This is a genomic window from Burkholderia sp. Cy-637 (genome assembly GCF_011753175.1).
Taxonomy (GTDB): Bacteria; Pseudomonadota; Gammaproteobacteria; order Burkholderiales; family Burkholderiaceae; genus Burkholderia; species Burkholderia gladioli.
On sequence record NZ_VWWC01000008.1, the window covers coordinates 32,676 to 53,362 of the forward strand.

The 20,687-nt window shown below is 69.5% G+C and carries 18 protein-coding genes; 10 read left to right on the forward strand and 8 right to left on the reverse strand.

The window, feature by feature from the left end:
• The first annotated feature begins 31 nt into the window (after positions 1-31).
• Positions 32-1,429: an MFS transporter gene (locus F3J10_RS04250; protein ID WP_060005859.1), complete on the forward strand. Its 1,398-nt coding sequence runs from the start codon at positions 32-34 to the stop codon at positions 1,427-1,429.
• 126 nt (positions 1,430-1,555) lie between these two features.
• On the opposite strand, the gene F3J10_RS04255 is transcribed toward F3J10_RS04250, so the two are convergent.
• A complete protein-coding gene (locus F3J10_RS04255) occupies positions 1,556-2,545 on the reverse strand; it encodes an SDR family NAD(P)-dependent oxidoreductase (protein WP_167241197.1) in 990 nt (329 codons plus the stop codon).
• 85 nt (positions 2,546-2,630) lie between these two features.
• Here F3J10_RS04255 and F3J10_RS04260 point away from each other — a divergent pair, with 85 nt between their 5' ends.
• The 4 genes from F3J10_RS04260 (at position 2,631) to F3J10_RS04275 (ending at position 9,165) form a co-directional block, all read left to right on the forward strand.
• Positions 2,631-3,596: an AraC family transcriptional regulator gene (locus F3J10_RS04260; protein ID WP_167241199.1), complete on the forward strand. Its 966-nt coding sequence runs from the start codon at positions 2,631-2,633 to the stop codon at positions 3,594-3,596.
• A gap of 74 nt (positions 3,597-3,670) precedes the next feature.
• A complete protein-coding gene (locus F3J10_RS04265; RefSeq protein ID WP_167241201.1) occupies positions 3,671-4,966 on the forward strand; it encodes an MFS transporter in 1,296 nt (431 codons plus the stop codon).
• Positions 4,967-5,242: 276 nt separating this feature from the next.
• Entirely contained in the window at positions 5,243-7,879 is a 2,637-nt protein-coding gene (locus F3J10_RS04270; RefSeq protein WP_240155360.1) for a DUF4157 domain-containing protein, read from the forward strand.
• Between the two features lie 77 nt (positions 7,880-7,956).
• The gene (locus F3J10_RS04275) at positions 7,957-9,165 is read left to right on the forward strand and encodes a LysR family transcriptional regulator (RefSeq protein ID WP_167241203.1); all 1,209 of its coding nucleotides are present in this window, start codon (positions 7,957-7,959) and stop codon (positions 9,163-9,165) included.
• A gap of 25 nt (positions 9,166-9,190) precedes the next feature.
• Here the strand turns inward: F3J10_RS04275 and F3J10_RS04280 are convergent, their stop codons facing one another.
• The 4 genes from F3J10_RS04280 to F3J10_RS04295 all read right to left on the reverse strand — a co-directional run bounded on the left by F3J10_RS04280 (position 9,191) and on the right by F3J10_RS04295 (position 13,003).
• Positions 9,191-9,886: a substrate-binding domain-containing protein gene (locus F3J10_RS04280; RefSeq protein ID WP_167241205.1), complete on the reverse strand. Its 696-nt coding sequence runs from the start codon at positions 9,884-9,886 to the stop codon at positions 9,191-9,193.
• Entirely contained in the window at positions 9,876-10,559 is a 684-nt protein-coding gene (gene ligK, locus F3J10_RS04285; RefSeq protein WP_025097427.1) for a 4-carboxy-4-hydroxy-2-oxoadipate aldolase/oxaloacetate decarboxylase, read from the reverse strand. The genes F3J10_RS04280 and ligK overlap by 11 nt, the downstream gene beginning before the upstream one ends.
• Before the next feature lie 2 nt (positions 10,560-10,561).
• Positions 10,562-11,587, reverse strand: coding sequence for an amidohydrolase family protein (locus tag F3J10_RS04290; protein WP_167241207.1), 1,026 nt, complete (start codon positions 11,585-11,587; stop codon positions 10,562-10,564).
• A gap of 75 nt (positions 11,588-11,662) precedes the next feature.
• Positions 11,663-13,003 (reverse strand): gallate dioxygenase, encoded by a 1,341-nt coding sequence (locus F3J10_RS04295; RefSeq protein WP_167241210.1) that lies wholly within the window; start codon positions 13,001-13,003, stop codon positions 11,663-11,665.
• Between the two features lie 313 nt (positions 13,004-13,316).
• Between F3J10_RS04295 and F3J10_RS36605 the strand changes: the two genes are divergently transcribed.
• From F3J10_RS36605 to F3J10_RS04310, 3 genes are all read left to right on the forward strand, one after another.
• Positions 13,317-13,463 carry a hypothetical protein gene (locus F3J10_RS36605; protein ID WP_345791188.1) on the forward strand — a complete coding sequence of 49 codons (147 nt, stop codon included), beginning with the start codon at positions 13,317-13,319 and terminating at the stop codon, positions 13,461-13,463.
• A 128-nt stretch (positions 13,464-13,591) separates the two neighbouring features.
• Positions 13,592-13,918, forward strand: coding sequence for a thioredoxin family protein (locus F3J10_RS04305; RefSeq protein ID WP_013688977.1), 327 nt, complete (start codon positions 13,592-13,594; stop codon positions 13,916-13,918).
• A gap of 23 nt (positions 13,919-13,941) precedes the next feature.
• Positions 13,942-14,361, forward strand: coding sequence for a secondary thiamine-phosphate synthase enzyme YjbQ (locus F3J10_RS04310; protein WP_025097424.1), 420 nt, complete (start codon positions 13,942-13,944; stop codon positions 14,359-14,361).
• A 208-nt stretch (positions 14,362-14,569) separates the two neighbouring features.
• Here the strand turns inward: F3J10_RS04310 and F3J10_RS04315 are convergent, their stop codons facing one another.
• The 3 genes from F3J10_RS04315 to F3J10_RS04325 are packed head-to-tail and all read right to left on the reverse strand — an operon-like array spanning position 14,570 to position 17,642.
• Positions 14,570-15,601: a Zn-dependent oxidoreductase gene (locus tag F3J10_RS04315; protein ID WP_025097422.1), complete on the reverse strand. Its 1,032-nt coding sequence runs from the start codon at positions 15,599-15,601 to the stop codon at positions 14,570-14,572.
• A gap of 58 nt (positions 15,602-15,659) precedes the next feature.
• The gene (gene manD, locus F3J10_RS04320; protein WP_167241212.1) at positions 15,660-16,868 is read right to left on the reverse strand and encodes a D-mannonate dehydratase ManD; all 1,209 of its coding nucleotides are present in this window, start codon (positions 16,866-16,868) and stop codon (positions 15,660-15,662) included.
• Positions 16,869-16,910: 42 nt separating this feature from the next.
• Positions 16,911-17,642, reverse strand: a complete 732-nt coding sequence (locus F3J10_RS04325) for a GntR family transcriptional regulator (RefSeq protein ID WP_025097420.1) — start codon at positions 17,640-17,642, stop codon at positions 16,911-16,913.
• Positions 17,643-17,785: 143 nt separating this feature from the next.
• Here F3J10_RS04325 and F3J10_RS04330 point away from each other — a divergent pair, with 143 nt between their 5' ends.
• Together F3J10_RS04330 and F3J10_RS04335 are read left to right on the forward strand one after the other, a co-directional pair.
• Complete coding sequence (locus F3J10_RS04330) at positions 17,786-19,258, forward strand: mannitol dehydrogenase family protein (protein ID WP_167241214.1); 1,473 nt, start codon at positions 17,786-17,788, stop codon at positions 19,256-19,258.
• 72 nt (positions 19,259-19,330) lie between these two features.
• Positions 19,331-20,638: an MFS transporter gene (locus tag F3J10_RS04335; RefSeq protein WP_124096214.1), complete on the forward strand. Its 1,308-nt coding sequence runs from the start codon at positions 19,331-19,333 to the stop codon at positions 20,636-20,638.
• The last annotated feature ends 49 nt before the right edge of the window (positions 20,639-20,687 follow it).

The following is a 20,687-nucleotide window of genomic DNA, read 5'->3' on the forward strand; positions in this document are numbered from 1 at the left end:
ACATTCCAATATTAATCAGGAGACCGGATCGATGAACGACCGACACATCACATCCACACCCAGCGCCGGGCAAACCCGGCGCGCCACGGCGAGCGGCTGGATCGGCTCGGCGCTGGAATACTACGACTTCTTCATCTACGCGCAGGCCGCGGCGATGGTGTTCCCGCAGTTGTTCTTCCCGCACGGCAACCCCAAGCTGGCGATCGTCGCCTCGCTGGCCACCTACGGCGTGGGCTACGTGGCGCGTCCGATCGGCGGCTTCCTGCTGGGCCGGCGCGGCGACACGCACGGCCGCAAGCACCTGCTGCTGCTCTGCATGTTCCTGATGGGCGCCTCGACCTTCGCGGTGGGCCTGCTGCCCACCTACGGGCAGATCGGCATCGCCGCGCCGATCCTGCTGGTGCTGCTGCGCCTGGTGCAGGGTTTCGCGGTGGCCGGCGAGATCTCGGGCGCGAGCTCGATGATCCTGGAGCAGGCGCCGTTCGGCAAACGCGGTTATTACGCGAGCTTCGCGCTGCAGGGCACCCAGGCGGGCCAGATCTTCGCGGCCGCGATCTTCATGCCGCTGGCTTATTGGATGTCGCACGACACCTTCGTCGCCTGGGGCTGGCGCATTCCCTTCCTGCTCAGCGCGCTGGTGCTGGCGGCCGGTTTCGTGATCCGCCGCAACGTGTCGGAGTCGCCCGCCTTCGTCAACGAGGACAACCAAGGCGGCATCCCGGCCTCGCCGATCGCGGTGGCGTTCCGCGAAAGCTGGCGCGACATGATCCGCATCGCGGTGATGGCCACCGCGGCCGTGATCGCGATGGTCGCCACCATCTTCGGCGCGGCCTACGCGGTGCAGCCTGCCTACGGCATCGGCTTCGCGCCCGACATCTATCTCGCGATCCCGTTGATCGGCAACATCGTCGCCGTGATCGTGATTCCCTATGTCGGCAGGCTGTCGGACCGGATCGGCCGGCGCATTCCGGTGGTGGTCGGCTCGCTCGGCGCGGGGCTGCTGTCCTATGTCTATCTCTACGCGATCAGCGCGCACAACGCGCCGCTGGCGATCGTCACCTCGGTGCTGATGTGGGGCGTGATCTACCAGGGCTTCAATGCCGTGTTCCCGAGCTTCATGCCGGAGCTGTTCCCGACCCGCACGCGCGTCTCGGCGATGTCGATCGGCCAGAACATCGGCATGGCTCTGACCGCGCTGCTGCCCTCGCTGTTCGCCGCGATCGCGCCGCCGGGCACGCAGAACATCCCCATGCTGATCGGCACCACCACGCTGGTGATCACGGCGCTGGCCGCGCTGGCGGCCTGGACCGCGCGCGAGACCTATCGCACGCCGCTCAACGAGCTGGGCGGCAAGCCGGCCATGGCGGCCGCGCGAAGCCGCGCCGGCGCGGGCGATTCGGCCGCGGCCGCCGGCGCGCGATCGAGCTGAGCGCGCTTCAAAGGCAAGCGGCGCCGCCGGGTTGCGGCGACGCGGCTTGCCATAGCCCGGGTGGCTCGGCCTCGATGATCATGATCATCGACATGCCGCCCCGACTCCTCACCTCTCTTCCCTGTTTCAGCGCGCCAGCAACTGCTCGCTGAGCGTCCACAGCGCCCTTGCATGCACCGGGTCGACCGCGTAAGGCGAGACGCCCCGGATCCGCATCGCGTCGGCCATCTCGATCTCGCGCGGTGACTCGTCGCGCAGCGGCGCGACATCGACGTTCTCGCAATAGAGCCCACCCAGGCCGTCGAGCTTCGGGCTGGTCGCGCACCAGACCTGGGTGGCCGCGCCCTGCCCGACCGTCTTCAACTGTCGCGACGGATCGCGGATCGGCTGCCCCTGTGCATCGAGCACGCCGGCCTCGATCAGTTGCTCGCGCGTGACGTGCTTTCCCAGCCCCGTCTCGACGATGCTGCCCGGATGCAGCGAGAAGGCGCGCACGCCATGCTCGCGCTCGCGCCGGTCGAGCTCGACCGCGAACAGGATATTGGCCGTCTTCGACTGTCCATAGGCCGAGAACGGGTGATAGTCGCGCCGCTCGAAGTTCGGATCGTCGAGCGAGACATCGGCGTAGCGATGGCCGAGCGAGGACACCGAAACCACGCGCGCGCCGCCCGCAGCGCGCAGCAGCGGCAACAGCGCGGTGGTCAGCTGGAAATGACCGAGATGGTTGGTGGCGAACTGGATCTCGTAGCCGCGCGCGTCGCGCCGCAACTCAGGCACGGCCATGATGCCGGCGCTGTTGACGAGGATCCGCAGCGCGGGCGTGTCGGCCGCCACCGAGGCGGCGAAGGCCGCGATCGAAGCGGGATCGAGCAGGTCCATCGCGCGCACCTGCGCGTCGATGCCGGCCAGCGCCGAGCGCGCGCGTTCGACGTCGCGCGCCGGCACGATCACCCGGGCGCCGGCCTCGCGCAGCACGCGCACGGTCTCGAGGCCGAGCCCCGAATAACCGCCGGTCACCACCGCGGTGGCGCCCGACAGGTCGATGCCGGCGATCACCTCGTCGGCCGTGGAAGCGGCTCCGAATCCGGAGCCGATGGGCTGTTGCTGGTTCGACATGGCAAAACCTCATGAAGGACAGGTGGGCCCAGTGTAGGCGGCAAATCCTGTACGATGAATGGCCGAAAGTTCAGGAAACCATCGCATGCGTTCAGGAATCACCGAGGATCTGCTGTCGGACATGCTGCGCCTGGTCAGCGCGAACCCGGTGGTGGCGGGCGGTTTCTCGGCCGGCGGCCGCTGGGCGATCCGCTTCCCGAAGCCGGACAAGATCAAGTTCTTCGCGCTGGTGAAGGGCGGCTGCTGGCTGCTGATCGACGGCTGGGCCGAGCCGCTGCGCGTCGAATCCGGCGACATCTTCCTGCTCTCGGGCCAGCATGGCTTCGTGCTCGCGAGCGAGCCCGCCGCGCCGCCGGTGGACGCGCTGCAACTGTTCCCCGGCAGCGCCGCGACGCGCTCGGCCACCATCGGCGACGGGCTCGACTGCCGGCAGATCGGCGGCCACGTGCGGCTCGATCCCGTCAACGGCTCGCTGCTGCTGGAGGTGCTGCCGCCGCTGATCCACATCGACGGCCGCTCCGAGCAGGCGGCCGTGCTGCAGTGGCTGCTGGCGCGCCTGGTGCGCGAGCTGGAGGCCGGCGCGCTGGGCAGCAGCCTGGCCTGCACCCATCTCTCGCAGATGATGTTCATCGAGATCCTGCGCGCCCACCTGGCGCGCGACACCGAGCTCTCGCCCGGCTGGCTGCGCGCGATCGGCGACGCGCGGCTGGCGCCGGCGCTGCGGCTGATGCACGGCAAGCCGGCGCGGGCCTGGCGCCTCGAGGAGCTGGCCGCGGCCGCCGCCATGTCGCGCACCGCGTTCGCGGTTCACTTTCGCGAGGTGGCCGGCATCCCGCCGCTGGCCTGGCTCACGCAATGGCGCATGCGCCTGGCCAAGCGCGCGCTGGCCGACGAGCAGGCGAGCGTGGCGGTGCTCGCCGAGCGGCTCGGTTATGCCTCGGAAAGTGCCTTCAGCAGCGCGTTCAAGCGCGTGACCGGCGTGGCGCCCAGCGCCTACCGGCGCGAAGCCGGCAGGGAAGCGGCGGCAGCGGAATCGGGCGAACCCGCGTAGCGAAATACGAGGCCGATACACTAAGGCCCGTTTCCGCCATGAACCCAGCCCGACATGTCCTTCACCGATCCGTCATGAAACCGACACGCGCGCTCGAAGCCCTCAATTTCTTCATGGCCGACGTCCAGGCCGGCATCGGGCCGTTCATCGGCGTGTTCCTGCTGGCGCGCGGCTGGGGCGCCGACGCGATCGGCTCGGTGATGACCCTGGCGGGGCTCGCCGCGATGGCCGCCACGCCGTTCGCCGGCGCGCTGGTCGACAGCGTGCGCGCCAAGCGCGCGCTGGTGGTGGCCGCCACCTTGCTCACCACCCTCGCCTCGCTCGCGCTGCTGCCGGCGCGGGGCTGGGCGGCAGTGGCCGCCTCGCAGGTGCTGGCCGCCGTGAGCGGCGCCGTGCTGGCGCCGACCCTCGCCGGCATCACGCTGGGGGTGGTTCGCTCGCGCGGCTTCGACCTGCAGTTCGGGCGCAACCAGATGGCCAACCATGCCGGCAACGTGGTCGGCGCGGCGCTGGCCGGGTGGCTCGGCTGGCGTTTCGGTTTCGGCGCCGTGTTCGCGTTGTCGGCCGGTTTCGCCGTGCTTGCGATCGGCTGCGTGCTGGCGATTCCGGCGCGGGCGATCGATTACGCGAGCGCACGCGGGCTGGAGGCGGAGCAGGCGCCACGGCAGGACGCGGCTCGGCGCGAGCCGGCCTCGACGACGGCACCGGACCCGGCGCCGCCTCATGCGAGCGGCCTGCGCGTGCTGCTCCACAACCGCCCGCTGGCCCTGCTGGGCGGTTCGCTGGCGCTGTTCCACCTCGGCAATGCCGCCATGCTGCCGCTCTACGGCATGGGCGTGGTGGCCGCGCACCAAGGCAACCCAAGCGCATTCACCGCGCAGACCATCGTGATCGCCCAGTTGGTGATGGTCGGCGCGGCCTGGCTCGCGCCGCGCCTGATCCGCTCGCACGGCTACTGGTGGGTATTGCTGGTCTCCTATCTCGCGTTGCCGGTGCGCGGCGCGATCGCCGCGCTGCTGATGAACGGCGCCGGCGTCTGGCCGGTGCAGATCCTCGACGGCATCGGCGCCGGCCTGCAGAGCGTCGCGGTGCCGGCGCTGATCGTGCGGCTGCTGCAAGGCACCGGGCGCGTCAATGTCGGGCAGGGGGCGGTGGCCACCGCGCAGGGCGTGGGCGCGGCGCTGAGCCCCGTGCTGGGCGGGGTGCTCGCGCAGCACTTCGGTTATGCCAGCGCGTTCGTGGTGCTGGGCGCCGTGTCGCTGGGCTCGCTCGCGCTGTGGCTGTGGCATGGCGGGGCCTTGAGGGAGGCTTGCGGCACGCCGCCGGCGGACGACGACGCCGAGCGCGGCATGACGACGACCGATTCGTAGCGCGACGCAGCTCCATAGGCAGGTAAGCGTTGCCGGCCTGGACGATTCGGTATACAAAGCAATCCATCACACCCACGCTGCCAGATCGAAGCCGAGAATCGCATGCGCCCCGACCGCCGGTGCCGTTCCGTTTCGTCGCGTTCCGCCCCACGTTCTTCTCGCTTGCCGGAAGACGGCACGCTATCTGCCTGCGCTCCGGATGCAAGTGCCCGCTATGCGGCATTTGCCGATTTCCCGGGGCGCGACGGCGCGCTTCATCTCACCCGGGACTGAGCGATGAGCTTCGCTCCGAAACGCGGCGCCCCGACGTCGCCCGCCCATGCGCCGCGTCGAACCCTCGGCACGGCCCTCCCGGTCACGGCACTCGCCGGCAGCGATTCCGCGCCGATTTCCGACGCATCCGACCACGCGTCCACGGCGATGGAGCCATACCATTACGGCGGCGGGATCGCGCCGCCGCGCGGAGCCGCCGCGATGTCGCCCGCCACGATGCCAGCGGAATCGATCTCACGAACCTCCCTCGCCTCGGCCGCACCGCCACGACCCGCCGGCGGCCATGCCCTGCCCGCGCCGCTCAGGCACGGCATCGAGCGCCTGTCGGGTCTCGCCATGGACGATGTCGGCGTCCACTACGATTCGCCCGAGCCGGCGCGGCTCGGCGCGCTGGCCTACGCGCGGGGCGCCGAGATCCACCTCGCGCCAGGCCAGGCACGACATCTGCCGCACGAGGCCTGGCACGTGGTGCAGCAGAAGCAGGGGCGAGTCGCGGCCACCACGCAACTGAAGGACGCGACCTCGCTGAACGACGACTCGGCGCTCGAGCGCGAGGCCGACACGATGGGGCGGCGGGCCGCGGCGCATCGAATCGGCATTCACGGCGACAGCGAAATCCCGCTCGAGCAGCCGGTCATGCGCCGGTTTCCGGCCCCTGCCGGCCCCGCCGTAGTCCAGCGCTACGTCGATCCGCTGACGATCGGAACAGTGATTGGCACGACCGCCCTCGTCGGCACCGCCATCTACCTCGTCAGACGCTTCCTGGGCCGGGAAAACGCACGACCGGAGGAACGCGAGGAGGCGCCGCGGCAAGCCGCTCGCTTCATCGGCCTGCACGGCTGGAACGAGTTGAATCGGCAAGCCCTGGAAAGCGCATTCGACGAGGCCCCGGGCGATCAGGACGTCGATCGCTGGCGAGCGGTGGCGCGAGCGCTGCCGGCCAACGCCGTGGCGGCAACCATCGCGTTCTGCGGGCTCGCTGATCGGCCTCGGGACGACGTGGTCGCGCTGGCCACCGCATTCAAGAAACGGAAAAACATCCTGCTCGACGCCGGGCAATGGGTGCGGATCGCCGTACTGCTGGCCGCTCGCCCTGCCGCCGACGTGATCGCATTCTGCCAATTGCGTTGGCACCATGCCGCTACGGAGCAATTGGTCCAGAACTTCCTCGATGACCGCAACGACCTCGACGCACAGGACTGGGCAGCGGTCGCGCGGCTCCAGGGCGTGGACCAGGTCGACGAGGCGACCGAATTCTGTCGCCTGCCACGCTGGACAGGTGCGGAGATCCGGGCCCTCGCGCTGGCCTTCAAGGACGACAACGTCAACGACCTGACGGCCGACCAGTGGCTCAGCGTGGCCCGATGCGTAGCCGACGATGACGCCACGTCGGCCAACGCCATATGCACGATGCCCGACTGGGACTGGGCCGAGATCGACGCGCTGACGCAGGCTTATGCGGCTGGCCACCACGATCTGAGCGGCGCCGACTGGGCAAGCATCGCCGGCCCCGCGCCTGCCGCCCAACGTGCCAACCTGCCGAATTTCCTGGAAGCGCTGCGCGTCCACGACGCGCAGGCAAACGCGGAGGAGATCGAAGCGCTCGCGCTGGCCGCCCGGCATCGCTTCGATGCGCTGACCACCATGCTGGGCGATGTCGCGGACGTCACGGTAAAGGGCCTGACGCCGCTCGTCGATGCATTCCGCAAGTATCACGCCGGCAACTACGCCGGGCTCGCACCGCTGCTGCAGGCGATCCGCGTGCGGCATGCGGCGGCCGCGCCGGCAGACATCGCGGACCTGCTCGCGGAGGTTCGCAACACGGGCAACCTCGCGGCGATCACCGCCTTCGTCAACCGCGTCGCGGCCCGCAACACCCTGGCCGAGCAGACGGCGCTGGTCAAGACGATCCGCTCGCGCAATCCGGGAACCCCGCTAGCCCAGGTCGAAGCCCTGGTACAGGCGTTCGGCGGCGCAGCCGACCCCTGCGTCCCGCTGACGACCCTGGTGGACGAGGTACGAGGGCACGGCGCGATGCCGGCAATCACCAACATGCTGACCGCGGCGGTCGCGACGCTCGGTGCCGCGAACGTCCTCGACCTGGTTCCGCTGATCTCTCGCGATCGCGCCCAAAACACGCCGCCTCGCGTTCGGCAACTGCTGCTGGCGCTGCCGGCGCTCAACGCGCGAGCCCGCTTCCTGCGGATCTCGGGACTGATTCCCCTGTTTCTTCGCCAGGCGCCCCCCAATCATCCACGAGTCGACTACAACGCAGCCGGCAACGTGATCGGCGTGGGCGCAGGCGGGCCTGTCGTCTACCATTGCGACGCTTGGCGGTATATCTATCGCCGCCACACCTTCCGGTATTTCGACTTCACCGCCGTCGACGACCAGAACAGCATGTGGGCGAACGGCACCAATATCGTGACGGAGCTGCGCAACAGCCTGCCCGGTGCCGTTCTTCGCGGCCTCGTTCCCAACATCGACAACCGGCGATTCGATGCCGCCCCGGCGGCCGCCACCAACGAGGTGGGCGTGCTGGGCCCGAACGGCACGATTGCCCATCTGATGCCGCTCAATGCGAATGCGGTGGAAAACTTCTCGCGGGCGGAAGCCGACGCCATCGCCAGCCTCGGCTGATCCGGCATGCTCGTGTAGCATGTCGTCGACCCGTCATGCCCGGCGGGCCACGACGCGTCCCGATCCTCTCACGGCCCATGCCCCCCAACCTCGGCCACCTCCGTACCTTCCTCGCCGTGATCGACACCGGCAGCCTGGCCGGCGCCTCGCGCCAGCTGTTTCGCGTGCAGTCGGCGATCACGCGCGCAATCCATGAACTCGAAGGCAGCCTCGACACGACACTGTTCCAGCGCACGCCGGCCGGCGTGGTGCTCACGCCCGCGGCCGAGGCGATCCTGCCGCGCGTGCGCTCGGTGATGCGCGACCTGTCGATATGGGGGCGCAGGAAGAGCGCCGAGGCGCAGGCCGACGATCTCTACCGCACCGTGCCGGCCGCCGTGCTCAACAACAAGCGGCTGGATATCTTCTGCCGGCTGCTGCGCTCGCGCCACATGCCGACCGTGGCCAACCAGGTGGGCGTGAGCCAGCCGGCGGTGAGCGCCGCGATCTCGCTGCTGGAGGAATGCGCGCAGGACAAGCTGTTCCTGCGCACCGCGCGCGGCCTCACGCCCACGCCGCGCGCGGTCGCGCTGGGGCAGACCACGCGCCACGCGCTGAACGACCTGGCGCGGCTCGCCAGCGACATCGCGGCGGCCCACGGCACGCTGGCCGGCGAGGTGGCGGTGGGCGCGCTGCCGCTGTCGCGCTCCTCGCTGCTGCCCGAGGCGATCGCGCAACTGGTGGCGGCCGAACCGGGCGTACAGGTCAGCACGGTCGAGAGCCCCTTCGACGATCTCTGCGCGGCGCTGCGCGCGGGCAGCCTCGATTTCATCGTCGGCGCGCTGCGCGATGCGCGTTATGCCACCGACCTGGAAGTCCACGAGCTGTTCGCCGAGCCGCTGGCGATCATCGTCGGCAGCCATCATCCGCTGGCCGCCAAGCGGCGCGTCTCGCTGGCCGCGCTGGCCGGCCACCAATGGATCCTGCCGCGCCGCGACACGCCCTCGCGCGCGCTGCTCGCGGCTGCCTTCGCGACGGCGGGCCAGGCCGAGCCGGTGCCCAGCGTCGAGACCGGCGATTCGATGATCGTGCGCGGCCTGCTGGCGCGCTCGGCGATGCTGGCGGTGGTCTCGCAAGGCCAGATGACGCGCGAGCTGCGCAGCGGCGAGGTGAAGGCGCTGCCGATCGAACTGGCCGGCACCGCGCGGCCGATCGGCATCATCCGGCGCGCCGGCGTGCTGGCCTCGCCGCCGGCCGCGGCCCTGTTCGAGACGATCCGCGCGATCGCGAGCGGGCCGCGCGACTGAGAGCGAGAGCGAGATCGAGCCCGGCTCAGGCCGGCGACATCCCGCAGGCGAGCTTGGCGGCCGCGGCTTGGGGCGAGGCGAGGAAGGCCAGGAAGGCCGCGGCGGCCTCGCGCCGCGTGCAAAGGCTGCCGATCGCGCCGGCGAACACGGTCACGGCCTGCACCTCGTCAGGCAGCGGCCCGACGATCGCGATGCCGGGCTGGTCGAGCAGTTCGCTGCGCTGCTGGAAACCCAGCTCGACCTCGCCCGCCGCGATCAGCGCGGCCACCGGCACGCCCGGCCGGGCGCGCACGATGCGCGAGGCGATCGTCTCGGCGATGCCCCATTGCGCGAACAACGCCTCCAGGTGCGTGCCGCTCGGCCCGGTCGAATAGCCGATCGAGCGCGCTCGCAGCACCGCCTCGCGCACGGCCGCGCCGCTGTCGATGGCCGGATGCGGTGCATCCTCGCGCACCGCCACCGCCACGTCCGAACGCGCGATCGCCACGCGGCCGGCGCCGTCGAGATGGCCGCCCGCGGCCAGCTTCGCCAGCGCCGCGTCGGCCAGCACCACCAGATCGAAGGCTTCGCCGTCGGCCACGCGCCGCGCCGCGTCGACGCCGCCCACCGACTCGATCGCCACGGCCTGCCCCGTCGCGGCCCGGTAGTCCTCGGCCAGCCGCGCCAGCAACTGCCGCGTCGCCATCGACGAGATCAGGCCCAGCCCATCCTCAGTCGACATAACGCAGCCCGGCCTTGGCGAGCGGTTCGCGCATCGCGTACATGTCGAGGCCGAGCACGCCCGAGGCGAGTTTCTCGCGCTTGGCGGCCTCGTTGGCCTCGCGCGCCAGCGCCTTGTCGAGCACCTCGGCGGCGATCGCGCGCGGCACGCAGACCACGCCGTCGGCATCGGCCACCACCACGTCGCCCGGCGTCACATAGGCGCCCGCGCAAACCACCGGCACGTTGACCGAGCCGAGCGTGGCCTTGATGGTGCCCTTCGCCGAGATCGCCTTGCTCCAGACCGGGAAGCCCATTTCCTCGAGCGTCGCCACGTCGCGCACGCCGGCATCGATCACCAGGCCGGTGGCGCCGCGCGCGCAGAAGCTGGTGGCCAGCAGGTCGCCGAAATAACCGTCGGTGCATTCGGCCGTCACGGCCGCGATCACGATGTCGCCCGGGCGGATCTGCTCGGCCACCACGTGCATCATCCAGTTGTCGCCGGGATGCAGCAGCACCGTCACGGCGGTGCCGGACGCGCGCGCATGCGGATAGACCGGCCGCATCACCGGATTGAACAGGCCGACGCGCCCCATGGCCTCGTGCACGGTGGCCGTGCCGAGTTCGCCGAGCCGTTCCGCGACGCTCGCATCCGCGCGTTCGATGTTGCGATATACCACGCCGAGTTCGTACATGATCAGAGCCCCTTTTGCTCGAGTGCCGCGCCGAGCCGCGCATAGACGCGCCGCGCATTGCCTTCGTAGATGTTGTAGCGGTCCTCGGCGCTGATCGCCGCCGCCTCGATATAGCGCTTGGTGTCGTCGAAGGCATGGCCCGTTTCCGGATCGATGCCGCGCACCGCGCCGATCATCTCGCTGGCGAACAGGATGTTGGCCACCGGGATCACGTTGGTCAGCAGGTCGATGCCGGGCTGGTGGTAGACGCAGGTGTCGAAGAACACGTTGTTGAGCAGGTGCTCGCCGAGCAGCGGCTTCTTCAGCTCCTGCGCGAGCCCGCGGAAACGGCCCCAGTGATAGGGCACCGCGCCGCCGCCGTGCGGAATCACGAACTTCAGCGTCGGGAAATCGCGGAACAGGTCCGAGGTCAGGCACTGCATGAAGGCCGTAGTATCGGCGTTCAGGTAGTGCGCGCCGGTGGTATGGAAGCAGGCGTTGCAACTGGTGCTGACGTGGATCATCGCCGGGATGTCGTACTCGACCATCTTCTCGTAGATCGGGTACCAGTAGCGATCGGACAGCGGCGGGCTGGTCCAGTGGCCGCCCGAGGGATCCGGGTTGAGGTTGATCGCCACGTTGCCGTATTGCTCGACGCACTTCACCAGCTCGTCCACGCAGGTCGAGACGTCGACGCCGGGGCTTTGCGGCAGCATCGCGGCCGGCACGAAGTTCTCGGGGAACAACTGGCTGACGCGATAACAGAGGTCGTTGCAGATCGCGGCCCAGGTGCTGGACACCGCGAGATCGCCGATGTGATGCGCCATGAAGCTGGCGCGCGGGCTGAAGATCGTCAGGTCGATGCCGCGCTCGCGCATCTTCTTGAGCTGGTTGGTCTCGATCGACTCGCGCAGCTCGTCGTCGCTGATCCGCAGCTCCGAGACGGCCGGCATCGCGCCGCCCTCGTTGAACGCGGCCACCTGGCGGTTGCGCCAGGTTTCGAGCGCCTTCGGCGCGGTGGTGTAATGCCCGTGGATATCGATGATCATTTGCAATCCTGATGGATGGTTCGGGTTTCGCCGCGATCCGGCACGACGTCATGCCGGACCGCGGCGATCAAGCATTCAGTTGTCGCCGCGGCTCGTCCTGCCCTGCTGCGCGTCCGCTTGCGCGTCGCCGGCCTGCCGGTCCCAGGCCAGCGCGCCGGCGCCCTTGCCGGCCACCGAGTACAGCGCGCCCGGCGCGTTGCGGGTGCGCTGGAACGCGTCGAGCGTCTCGCCGCGCATGGTCGCGTAGATATGCAGGTTCGAGATGCCGCTTACCGCGCCGAGCTTCTCCAGCATGAAGAAGATCACGCCGTAATGGAGCAGGCCGCGCCAGTCGCGTCGCCGGACCAGGTCGCGCTCCTCGTCGCTGAGGCCGGCGGCCTCGAAGCTGCGCTCGGGATCGGCCAGGAAGGCCTCGCGATGCGCCGGCTCGATCATGCGGTGCAGGAAGTCGTTGATGCGCCAGGCGCGTACCGCCGTCTCGACCGAGAACGGATAGGTGCCCTCCAACTGCTCGATGCCGTCCAGCTCGGCCGCCATGCGGGCGCGATGGCGCGCGGCCTGCACCGCATCGGGCTCGTCCTCGGCGCCTTCGTAGATCGCCGTGGCGATGCCGGCCATCGAGGGCAGGTAGTAGCCGCGCTGGCGGCACTGCACCTGGGCCGGAAGCGCGCCGCGCATGGTCAGCCACATCACCACCTCGGCGCCTTCGTAGCCGCCCAGCCGCGCGTAGTCGGCCAGCGTCATGTTCGCCAGTTGTTCGGGATCGTGCTCGAACAGGTCGAGGAAGCGCTGGTCCCAGGCGGTGTTGTTGAAGCCGGCGCGCTCGCCGTGAACCTGGTGAGACAGCCCGCCGGTCGCCACGATCGCCACCCGCAGGTCTTCCGGGTAGCTCTCGACGGCGCGGCGCAGCGCCTGCCCGAGCTTGTAGAAGCGCCGCGCGCTCGGCATCGGCAACTGCAGCACGCCCATCTGCAGCGGCACCAGCTGCACCGGCCAGCTCGGCTGGTTCGGGCACAGCATCGACAGCGGCGAGAAGCAGCCATGGTCGAGCGGCTTGTTCTGGAAGAACGACATGTCGAACTCGTCGGCCATCAGCGAGCGGCCGATATGCGCGGCCAGCGCCGGGTGCCCCTCGATCGGCGGCAGGGCGCGCGCGCCGCCGCCCTCGTCGGCCACTTCCCATCGCGGGCCGACGCCGAGCGCGAACGCCGAGTAATGGTCGAAGAAGAACGAGGTGGCGTGATCGTTGTAGATCATCAGCAGCACGTCGGGCCGCTTCTCCTCGATCCAGGCCGCGAGCGGCGCGAAGTTCTCGAAGATCGGCGCCCAGACGGGATCGTCGCGCTTGTTCTTGTCGAAGGCGAAACCGATCGTCGGAGTGTGGGAGGCGGCGATGCCGCCAATGATTCGGGCCATACGCGTTTCCGGTAAGGAGCGCGCGGCCGATGGCGGGCCGCGGCGCGGATGGGCGTATGTAATCGGATGGAGGCGCGGGCGTCAATCAGCGTGAATTGACATCAATCCGCATTTTCGAATCTCGTTTACCGCTTTATTCCTTACCTGTATTGACTCAAGCGCATTGGCTCCGTTTTTATCCAATAACTTTATTCGAATCCACCCCCACCAAAAAGCAAAGCGGCGGCGGCAACGGCTCGTTTGCGATGGGCGCGATGCTGGAGGCGATGGCGATCGGCATCGACGTGCCGAGCTGCGGATCCCGATCACCACCGTGCGCGTGCCGAGCGCCGAGATCGGCAAGCAGGCCGCGCGCCTGATCCTGGCCCAGCTCGACGGGCAGGCGGAGGTGGCCAGCATCGGCTGGTCGGCCGAGTTGATGGTGCGGGCTTCCTGCGCCCCGCCGCGCAAGGGCGACTGAGCCCCGCCGCCGCGCGTCGGCAGGCGATTTCGCTGCTCCGCAAGCTCCGCGCTTTTCCGCTAGAGTAGGACATCGATCGGGCACACTGCCCGATCCTTCCCGATGCCTGCCCTGCCCCCGGAGCCGCGATGAATTCTCCCCAAGCCTATACGCCCGACGCGCCCACGCGCGAAGCCGTCGATGCGCTGACCGGCGCCACCGTGATCGAATTCGGCACCAACTGGTGCGGGATCTGCGCCGGCGCGCAGCCGTCGATCCGCGAAGCCTTCGCGGCCCATGACGGGATCCGTCACCTGAAGATCGAGGACGGCCCCGGCCGCCCGCTCGGCCGCTCGTTCCGCGTCAAGCTGTGGCCCACCCTGGTATTCCTGCGCGACGGCGTGGAAGTCGCGCGCGTGGTGCGCCCGACCAGCACCGCGCAGATCGAGGCCGAAGGCTTCGCCGCGCTCGGCTGAACACGGCGGCGGAGATCATGAGCATGAAACAGGCGATCCAGCATATCGGCGTGGCCACGCGCGGGCGCGGCCTGGTCGAATTCACGCGGCAGGTGCGCGCCTTCGTCGAGCAGCAGCCGATCCGCAACGGCCTGCTCACGCTGTTCTGCCGCCACACCTCGGCTTCGCTGCTGATCCAGGAGAATGCCGATCCGTCGGTGCGGCGCGACCTGGAGCGCTACTTCGAGGAGATCGCGCCCGAGGACGCCTCGCGCTACGAGCACGACGACGAAGGCCTCGACGACATGCCCGCGCATCTGCGCACGGCGCTCACCCAGGTGCAGTTGTCGATCCCGGTCGAGCAGGGCCGCATGGTGCTCGGCACCTGGCAGGGGATCTACCTGTTCGAGCATCGCCGCGCCGCGCACCAGCGCGACGTGGTCGTGCATTTGATCGGGGAGTGAGGGGCGGTGAGGGAAACGCCCTGGATGTCGCGCGAGGCTTGATGGGCCGCAAAGCGGCGGATTGCGCGACGCCCTGCGCCCCGATTAATATCGATTCCGTAGTCGGGAGTGCTGAGACATCGGTGCGCTGGACACTTGCTCCACCCGGCTTCCCCAATCCTCAAGGACCGCCACGCGCGGTCCTTTTTCCTGGTCGTCGCGCCAGGCGCTAGCCCCCGAAATCCAGCAGCACCTTGCAAGCCTCCTTCGGATTCCCTTCCGCCAGCTCGAACGCGCTGCCCACCTCGCGAAAATCCACCTTGTGCGTGACGATCGACGCCGGCGTCACCAGCCCGCGTTCGAGCCAGTCGATCACGGTCGGGAACATCGCGCAATTGAGCCGCGACGCGCACAGCGTCAGTTCCTTCTTGGTCAGTTCCTGTTGCGCGATCGCCGAGGGCGTCGACGAGAAGCCGAGCAGGCCGATGCGCGCCGCCGGCGCGGCGAGCCGCACGGCTTCCTCGAGGATCGCGGGATGGCCGGCCGCATCGAAGATCAGGGTCGGGCCGCCCGCCGCGCCGCGCCGCGCCAGCGCCTCGGCCAGGTCCGCCTCGCGGCCGGTGTTGATGGTCTCGTCGTCGGCCGCGCCGTTGAGGCGCGCCAGCGCGAGCCGCTCGTCCAGGCGGTCGGTGATGAAGGCGCGAATTCCATGCACGCGCTTGAGCACCTGCAGGATGGTCAGCCCGACCGTGCCGGCGCCGTAGATCAGCGCGACATCCTCGGGCAGCACGCCGGTGCGCGCCGTCACGTTGGCGGCCACCGCGAAGGGCTCGACGATCGCGGCGCAACTGTCGGCGATGCCCTCGGGAATCCGGTAGGCGTTGCGCGCCGGCGCGCAGACATACTCGCTGAAGCCGCCGTCGCGATGCACGCCGAGCACCACCAGCTTGCTGCAGACGTTCTGTCGCCCGATCCGGCAGGCATGGCATTGCCCGCAACTGATCACCGGATCGACGGCCACCAGCTCGCCGATGCGCGCGGCATCGACGCCCGTGCCCACCGACTCGACGCGGCCCACGAACTCGTGGCCGATGACGCGCGGATAGGACACGAAGGGATTGTGTCCGCGATAGATATGCAGGTCCGATCCGCAGATGCCCGCGTAGCGCACGCGCACGCGCACCTCGCCGGCGGCCGGTTCGGGCAGCGGCATCTCGCGCAGGTTCAGGCTGTTGGGACGGTCGACCACGACGCTCAGCATCTCGTCACTCCTCTCGATTCTCTCGGTTCTTGCCATCGGGCACGGCAGCGCGCCGCGCTCACCAGTTCCACATCGCGCCGTCGCGCAGGCGCGCCACCGGCAGGTAGGCCCGTTCATAGGGATACTTCGCGGCCAGCGTCTCGTCGATCTCGACGCCCAGCCCCGGCGCGTCGTCCATCACCAGGAAGCCGTTCTCGAAGCGGTAGCGATGCGGGAACACCTCGTTGGTCAGCGCGTTGTGCGGCATCAGCTCCTGGATGCCGAAGTTCGGCGCCCACAGCCCGAAGTTGACGGCGGCCGCCATGCAGACCGGCGAGAGATCGGTGGCGCCGTGGAAGCCGGTGCGCACCTGGTACATCGCCGCGTAATCGGCGATGCGCCGCGCATGCGTGATGCCGCCCGCGTGCACGATGGTCGCGCGGATGAAGTCGATCAACTGCTCGCGAATCAGGTCCTTGCAATCCCAGATCGAGTTGAACACCTCGCCCACCGCCAGCGGCGTGGTGGTGTGGCTGCGGATCAGGCGGAAGCTTTCCTGGTTCTCCGCGGGCGTGCCATCCTCCAGCCAGAACATCCGATAGGGCTCGAGATCGCGGCCAAGCCGCGCCGCCTCGATCGGCGTGAGCCGGTGATGCGCGTCGTGCAGCAGATGCGGCTCGAAGCCGACCGCCTCGCGCACCTTGCGGAACAGCTCCGGCGTGTGGCGCAGATAGAGCGCCGTATCCCAGGGCTCCTCGGGCGGCAGGCCCTTCTGCGCCGGCTCGTATTCGCCGGCTGTCTTGCCTACCCCATACACCTTGTCGAGCCCCGGCACGCCCGATTGCACGCGGATCGCCAGGTAGCCTTCCTCGATGTGCCTGCGCACCGCGTCGACCGCTTCCTCGTGATCGCGCCCGTTCGCGTGGCCATACACCATCAACCCATCGCGGCTCTTGCCGCCCAGCAACTGGTACACGGGCATGCCCGCCAGCTTGCCCAGGATGTCCCACAGCGCCATGTCGATCGCGGCGATCGCCGTCATGGTGACGGGCCCGCGCCGCCAGTAGGCGCCGCGATAGAGGTATTGCCAGATGTCCTCGATACGGCGCGGATCGCGCCCGACCAGGCAGGGAAACACATGCTCTTCCAGATACGCGACCACGGCCTGCTCGCGGCCGTTGAGCGTGGCGTCGCCCAGGCCGTGCACGCCCTCGTCCGTGACGATCTTCACCGTCACGAAATTCCTGCCGGGGCAGGTCACGATGGTCTGCAAGCGTTCAATCTTCAATCGTCGTCTCCATGCGCGGGACGGCCGGCGGCCCGCTGCCGCTCAGCCGGTGAAATAGTCGGGGGCGCGCTCGCGCACCGCGGGCAGGTGCGAGCCGACCCGGTCGATATGGCTGGCCACCGTCGCGCCGAGCTGGGCGACGTTGCGCGAGGCCATCTGCGCGAGGATCAGCTCGTGTTCGTGCAGGGCGCGCAGCGCGTGATCGGCGACGCGGTCGAGCAGCAGCCAGCGAACCCGGTCGAACTGGCGCTTCATCGGCTGCAGCATCTCCCAGACATGCGCGCGGCCCGCGAATTCGAACAGGCGCCGGTGCATCAGCTCGTCGAGTTCGAAGAAGCGCTCGACCTCGCCGGCGGCGACAGCCTCGCGTTGCGCCTCGACGATCGCGCCGAATTCGGTGAGCTGCCCGGGCGTGATGGTCTGCGCGAGCTGGACATGGTTCGCGCATTCGAGCGTGCTGCGCGCGAAGCGCCCTTCCTCGAGCTGCGAGACCGAGATCGGCGCGACGATGGTGCCGACCTTGCGATAGATATTGACGAGATGCTCGTCGGCGAGCTGGGCCAGCGCCTCGCGCACCGGCGTGCGGCTCACTTCGAGCGCCTCGGAGATGGCCGCCTCGGACAGGCTGGTATGCGGCGGCAGCGCGCCGCGCACGATCGCGTCGCGCAGGAAGCGGTGCACCTGCGGGCGATAGGGCAAGTCGGCATTCGCCTTGAAGCCGCGCAGCGCGGCGAGCGTGCTGTCTTCCTGTGGATCGGGAGCCATCTGGGTCATGTTCGGTGACGGTGCCATTGTTCGTACCATGGTAGCACTGAGGTGTTTTCGGGATCGTCTAGCGTTTACACCGATAAAACCCCCAACAAGTGCCGATTAAGCTTCGTTCGACGCGAACTCTACCATGGTACAAAGAGCACACGATGGCGACACTGCTGAGCCAGGCATCCCTGGGCGCGCTCCCCGCCGATACGCGGCGACCCGCTTACGCACGCAACCGCCTGCAGCCGGGCATCGTCCATCTCGGGCTGGGCGCCTTCCACCGCGCGCATCAGGCGCTCTATACCGAGGCGCTGCTCGAGGCGGGCGACCTGCGCTGGGGAATCGTCGGCGTGCATCTGCGCGAGCGGCGCATGGCCGAGCTGATCCGCCAGCAGGACCTGCTCTACTCCGTCACCGAGAGCGATGGCGAGACCACGCGCAGCCGCGTGGCCGGCGCGCTGGTCGGTGCGCTGCACGCGCCTAGCGCGTTGCCGGCCGTGCTCGACGCGATCGCCGATCCGCGCGTGTCGATCGTCAGCCTGACCGTGACCGAGAAGGGCTACAGCATCGCGCCGGCCAGCGGCGATCTCGATCTCGACGATGCCGACATCCGCCACGACCTGCTCGCACCCGACACGCCCCGCACCACGCTCGGCGTGCTGGCCGCCGGCATTCGCCGGCGCGCCGCCGATGCGCCGCTGAGCGTGGTCTGTTGCGACAACATGGCCGGCAACGGCGACAGGCTGCGCAAGCTGCTGATGCAGTACGCGCGCGGCTTCGATGCCTCGCTCGCGAGTCGCATCGGCGACGCAATCGCCTTCCCGAACACCATGGTCGACCGCATCGTGCCGGCCGCCACGCCGGCCTCGCTGGCCGCCGCCGAAGCGCGGCTGGGCCAGCGCGACGAGGCGGCGATCGCCTGCGAGCCCTTCACGCAATGGGTGATCGAGGATCGCTTCAGCGGCCCGCGACCCGCCTGGGAGGAAACCGGCGCGCTGCTCACCGGCGACGTGCGGCCCTACGAGGCGATGAAGCTGCGTCTGCTCAACGGCTCGCATTCGGCCATCGCCTATCTCGGCCAGTTGCGCGGGCGGGCGACGGTGGCCGAGGCGATGGCCGATCCGGCCATCGGCACCTTCGTGCAGGCGCTGATGCGCGAGGACCTGCTGGCCACCGTGACGGTGCCGCGCGGCTTCGACGTGCAGGCTTATTGCGACGAACTGCTGGCGCGTTTTCGCAATCCGACGCTCGCCCACCAGACCCGCCAGATCGCCATGGACGGCACGCAGAAGGTGCCGGTGCGCTGGCTGCCGGCGCTGCGCGAGAGCCTGGCGGCCGGCATCGAGCGGCCGCATCTCGAACGCGCGCTGGCGGCCTGGCTGCACTACCTCGCCACGGCACGCGGCGAGACGGGCGAAACGCTCGCGATCAGCGACGCCGGCGCGGCGGCGCTGACGGGCCGGCTACGCGCCGCCGGCACGCCGCTCGACGCCGCCCAGGCCGCGCTCGGCCATCAAGGCGTGTTCGGCGCCGCGCCTTGGCCGGCGGATTTCGTCGCGCGGCTCGCGCGGCATCTCGCTGGCTTGCGCGAGCGCGGTACCGAAGCCTTGCTGGCGACATCGGCCGAACGCTAGCACCGCCGCCCCGCGACACCGACAAAACCGGCCACCAACCGGTCACAAAACCGGCAGAACAGGAGACAGAGCATGAAGCAACGCACGATGGGCTGGATCACGGTATTCCTGCTGTTCCTCGTCTACGGCATCAACTATCTCGACCGCATCGCGCTGTCGCTGACGGCGCCGCTGATCCAGAAGGATCTCGGCATCGACGCCGCGCAGATGGGCATCGTGTTCAGCAGCTTCTTCGTCGGTTACGCGCTGTTCAACTTCGTCGGCGGGCTGGCAAGCGATCGGCTCGGGCCGAAGCTCGTCTATGTGCTGGCGGTCGGCTTCTGGTCGCTGTTCTGCGGGCTGACCGCGGTGACGGTCGGCTTCGCCAGCCTGCTGGTGGTGCGCGTGCTGTTCGGCATGGCGGAAGGGCCGCTGTGCGCCGCCGCCAACAAGATGGTCAACAACTGGATGCCGCATCGGCGCGCCGCCACCGCGATGGGCCTGCTCAGCGCGGGCTCGCCGCTCGGCGGCGCGATCGCGGGGCCCGTGGTGGGCCTGCTCGCGTTGAGCTTCGGCTGGCGCCTGGCGTTCTGGATCATCTGCGCGATCGGGCTGGTGTGGGTGGTGGCCTGGGTCGCCATGACGGCCGACACGCCGGCGAGCAGCCGCCTGGTCCGCTCGCTCGACGACGAAGCCACCGCCGGCGGCCGGGCAAGCGCGCATGGCGGCGGCGCCGTCGCGCCGATCGATCCGGCCAGCGCGAACCTGCCGCTCTCGCATTGGTTGCGCCAGCCGCTGATCCTGGCCGCCGCGTTCGCCTTCTTCAGCTACAACTACGTGCTGTTCTTCTTCCTGAGCTGGTTCCCCAGCTACCTGGTGGACGCGCATCATCTCAACATCCGCGAGATGAGCCTGGCCACCGTGGTGCCCTGGCTGGTGGGCACGGTGGGTCTCGCCGCCGGCGGCGCGATCTCCGACGCGATCTTCCGCTGGACCGGCAAGCTGATGCTGTCGCGCAAGATCGTGCTGGTGGTCTCGCTGCTCGCCACCGGCATCTGCGTGGCGGTGGCCGGCACCGTGCATACCGCCGCCAATGCGGTGGCGCTGATGTCGGTCGCGCTGTTCCTGCTCTACGTGACGGGCGCGCTCTACTGGGCGGTGGTGCAGGATGTCGTGCATCCCGCCAGGGTCGGCAGCGTGAGCGGCTGCATGCACTGCATCGGCAGCCTGTCCGGCGTGATCGGGCCGGCCGTCACGGGCCTGCTGGTGCAGCGCAGCGGTTCCTACGCGAGCGCCTTCCTGCTCGCGGGCGGCATCGCGCTGGCCGGTGCGCTGCTGTCGGGTGTGTTCATCCGTGATTCGCGCCCGCGCGAGGCGGTGAGCGCCAAGGCCTATTCCTGAGGCTCGTCCCGCGCCGGATCGAACGGCGAAGGCCGCGTGCCCGACAAGG

What these genes read in the sequence shown, in the direction of transcription:
- F3J10_RS04250 (WP_060005859.1), top strand. Translation starts at nt 32, where the DNA reads ATGAACGACCGACACATCACATCCACACCCAGCGCCGGGCAAACCCGG.
- ligK (WP_025097427.1), bottom strand. Translation starts at nt 10,559, where the DNA reads ATGTACGAACTCGGCGTGGTATATCGCAACATCGAACGCGCGGATGCG.
- F3J10_RS04330 (WP_167241214.1), top strand. Translation starts at nt 17,786, where the DNA reads ATGGCGACACTGCTGAGCCAGGCATCCCTGGGCGCGCTCCCCGCCGAT.
- F3J10_RS04325 (WP_025097420.1), bottom strand. Translation starts at nt 17,642, where the DNA reads ATGACCCAGATGGCTCCCGATCCACAGGAAGACAGCACGCTCGCCGCG.
- F3J10_RS04290 (WP_167241207.1), bottom strand. Translation starts at nt 11,587, where the DNA reads ATGATCATCGATATCCACGGGCATTACACCACCGCGCCGAAGGCGCTC.
- F3J10_RS04295 (WP_167241210.1), bottom strand. Translation starts at nt 13,003, where the DNA reads ATGGCCCGAATCATTGGCGGCATCGCCGCCTCCCACACTCCGACGATC.
- F3J10_RS04270 (WP_240155360.1), top strand. Translation starts at nt 5,243, where the DNA reads ATGAGCTTCGCTCCGAAACGCGGCGCCCCGACGTCGCCCGCCCATGCG.
- F3J10_RS04265 (WP_167241201.1), top strand. Translation starts at nt 3,671, where the DNA reads ATGAAACCGACACGCGCGCTCGAAGCCCTCAATTTCTTCATGGCCGAC.
- F3J10_RS04305 (WP_013688977.1), top strand. Translation starts at nt 13,592, where the DNA reads ATGAATTCTCCCCAAGCCTATACGCCCGACGCGCCCACGCGCGAAGCC.
- F3J10_RS04275 (WP_167241203.1), top strand. Translation starts at nt 7,957, where the DNA reads ATGCCCCCCAACCTCGGCCACCTCCGTACCTTCCTCGCCGTGATCGAC.
- F3J10_RS04280 (WP_167241205.1), bottom strand. Translation starts at nt 9,886, where the DNA reads ATGTCGACTGAGGATGGGCTGGGCCTGATCTCGTCGATGGCGACGCGG.
- F3J10_RS04260 (WP_167241199.1), top strand. Translation starts at nt 2,631, where the DNA reads ATGCGTTCAGGAATCACCGAGGATCTGCTGTCGGACATGCTGCGCCTG.
- F3J10_RS04315 (WP_025097422.1), bottom strand. Translation starts at nt 15,601, where the DNA reads ATGCTGAGCGTCGTGGTCGACCGTCCCAACAGCCTGAACCTGCGCGAG.
- F3J10_RS04335 (WP_124096214.1), top strand. Translation starts at nt 19,331, where the DNA reads ATGAAGCAACGCACGATGGGCTGGATCACGGTATTCCTGCTGTTCCTC.
- F3J10_RS04255 (WP_167241197.1), bottom strand. Translation starts at nt 2,545, where the DNA reads ATGTCGAACCAGCAACAGCCCATCGGCTCCGGATTCGGAGCCGCTTCC.
- F3J10_RS04310 (WP_025097424.1), top strand. Translation starts at nt 13,942, where the DNA reads ATGAAACAGGCGATCCAGCATATCGGCGTGGCCACGCGCGGGCGCGGC.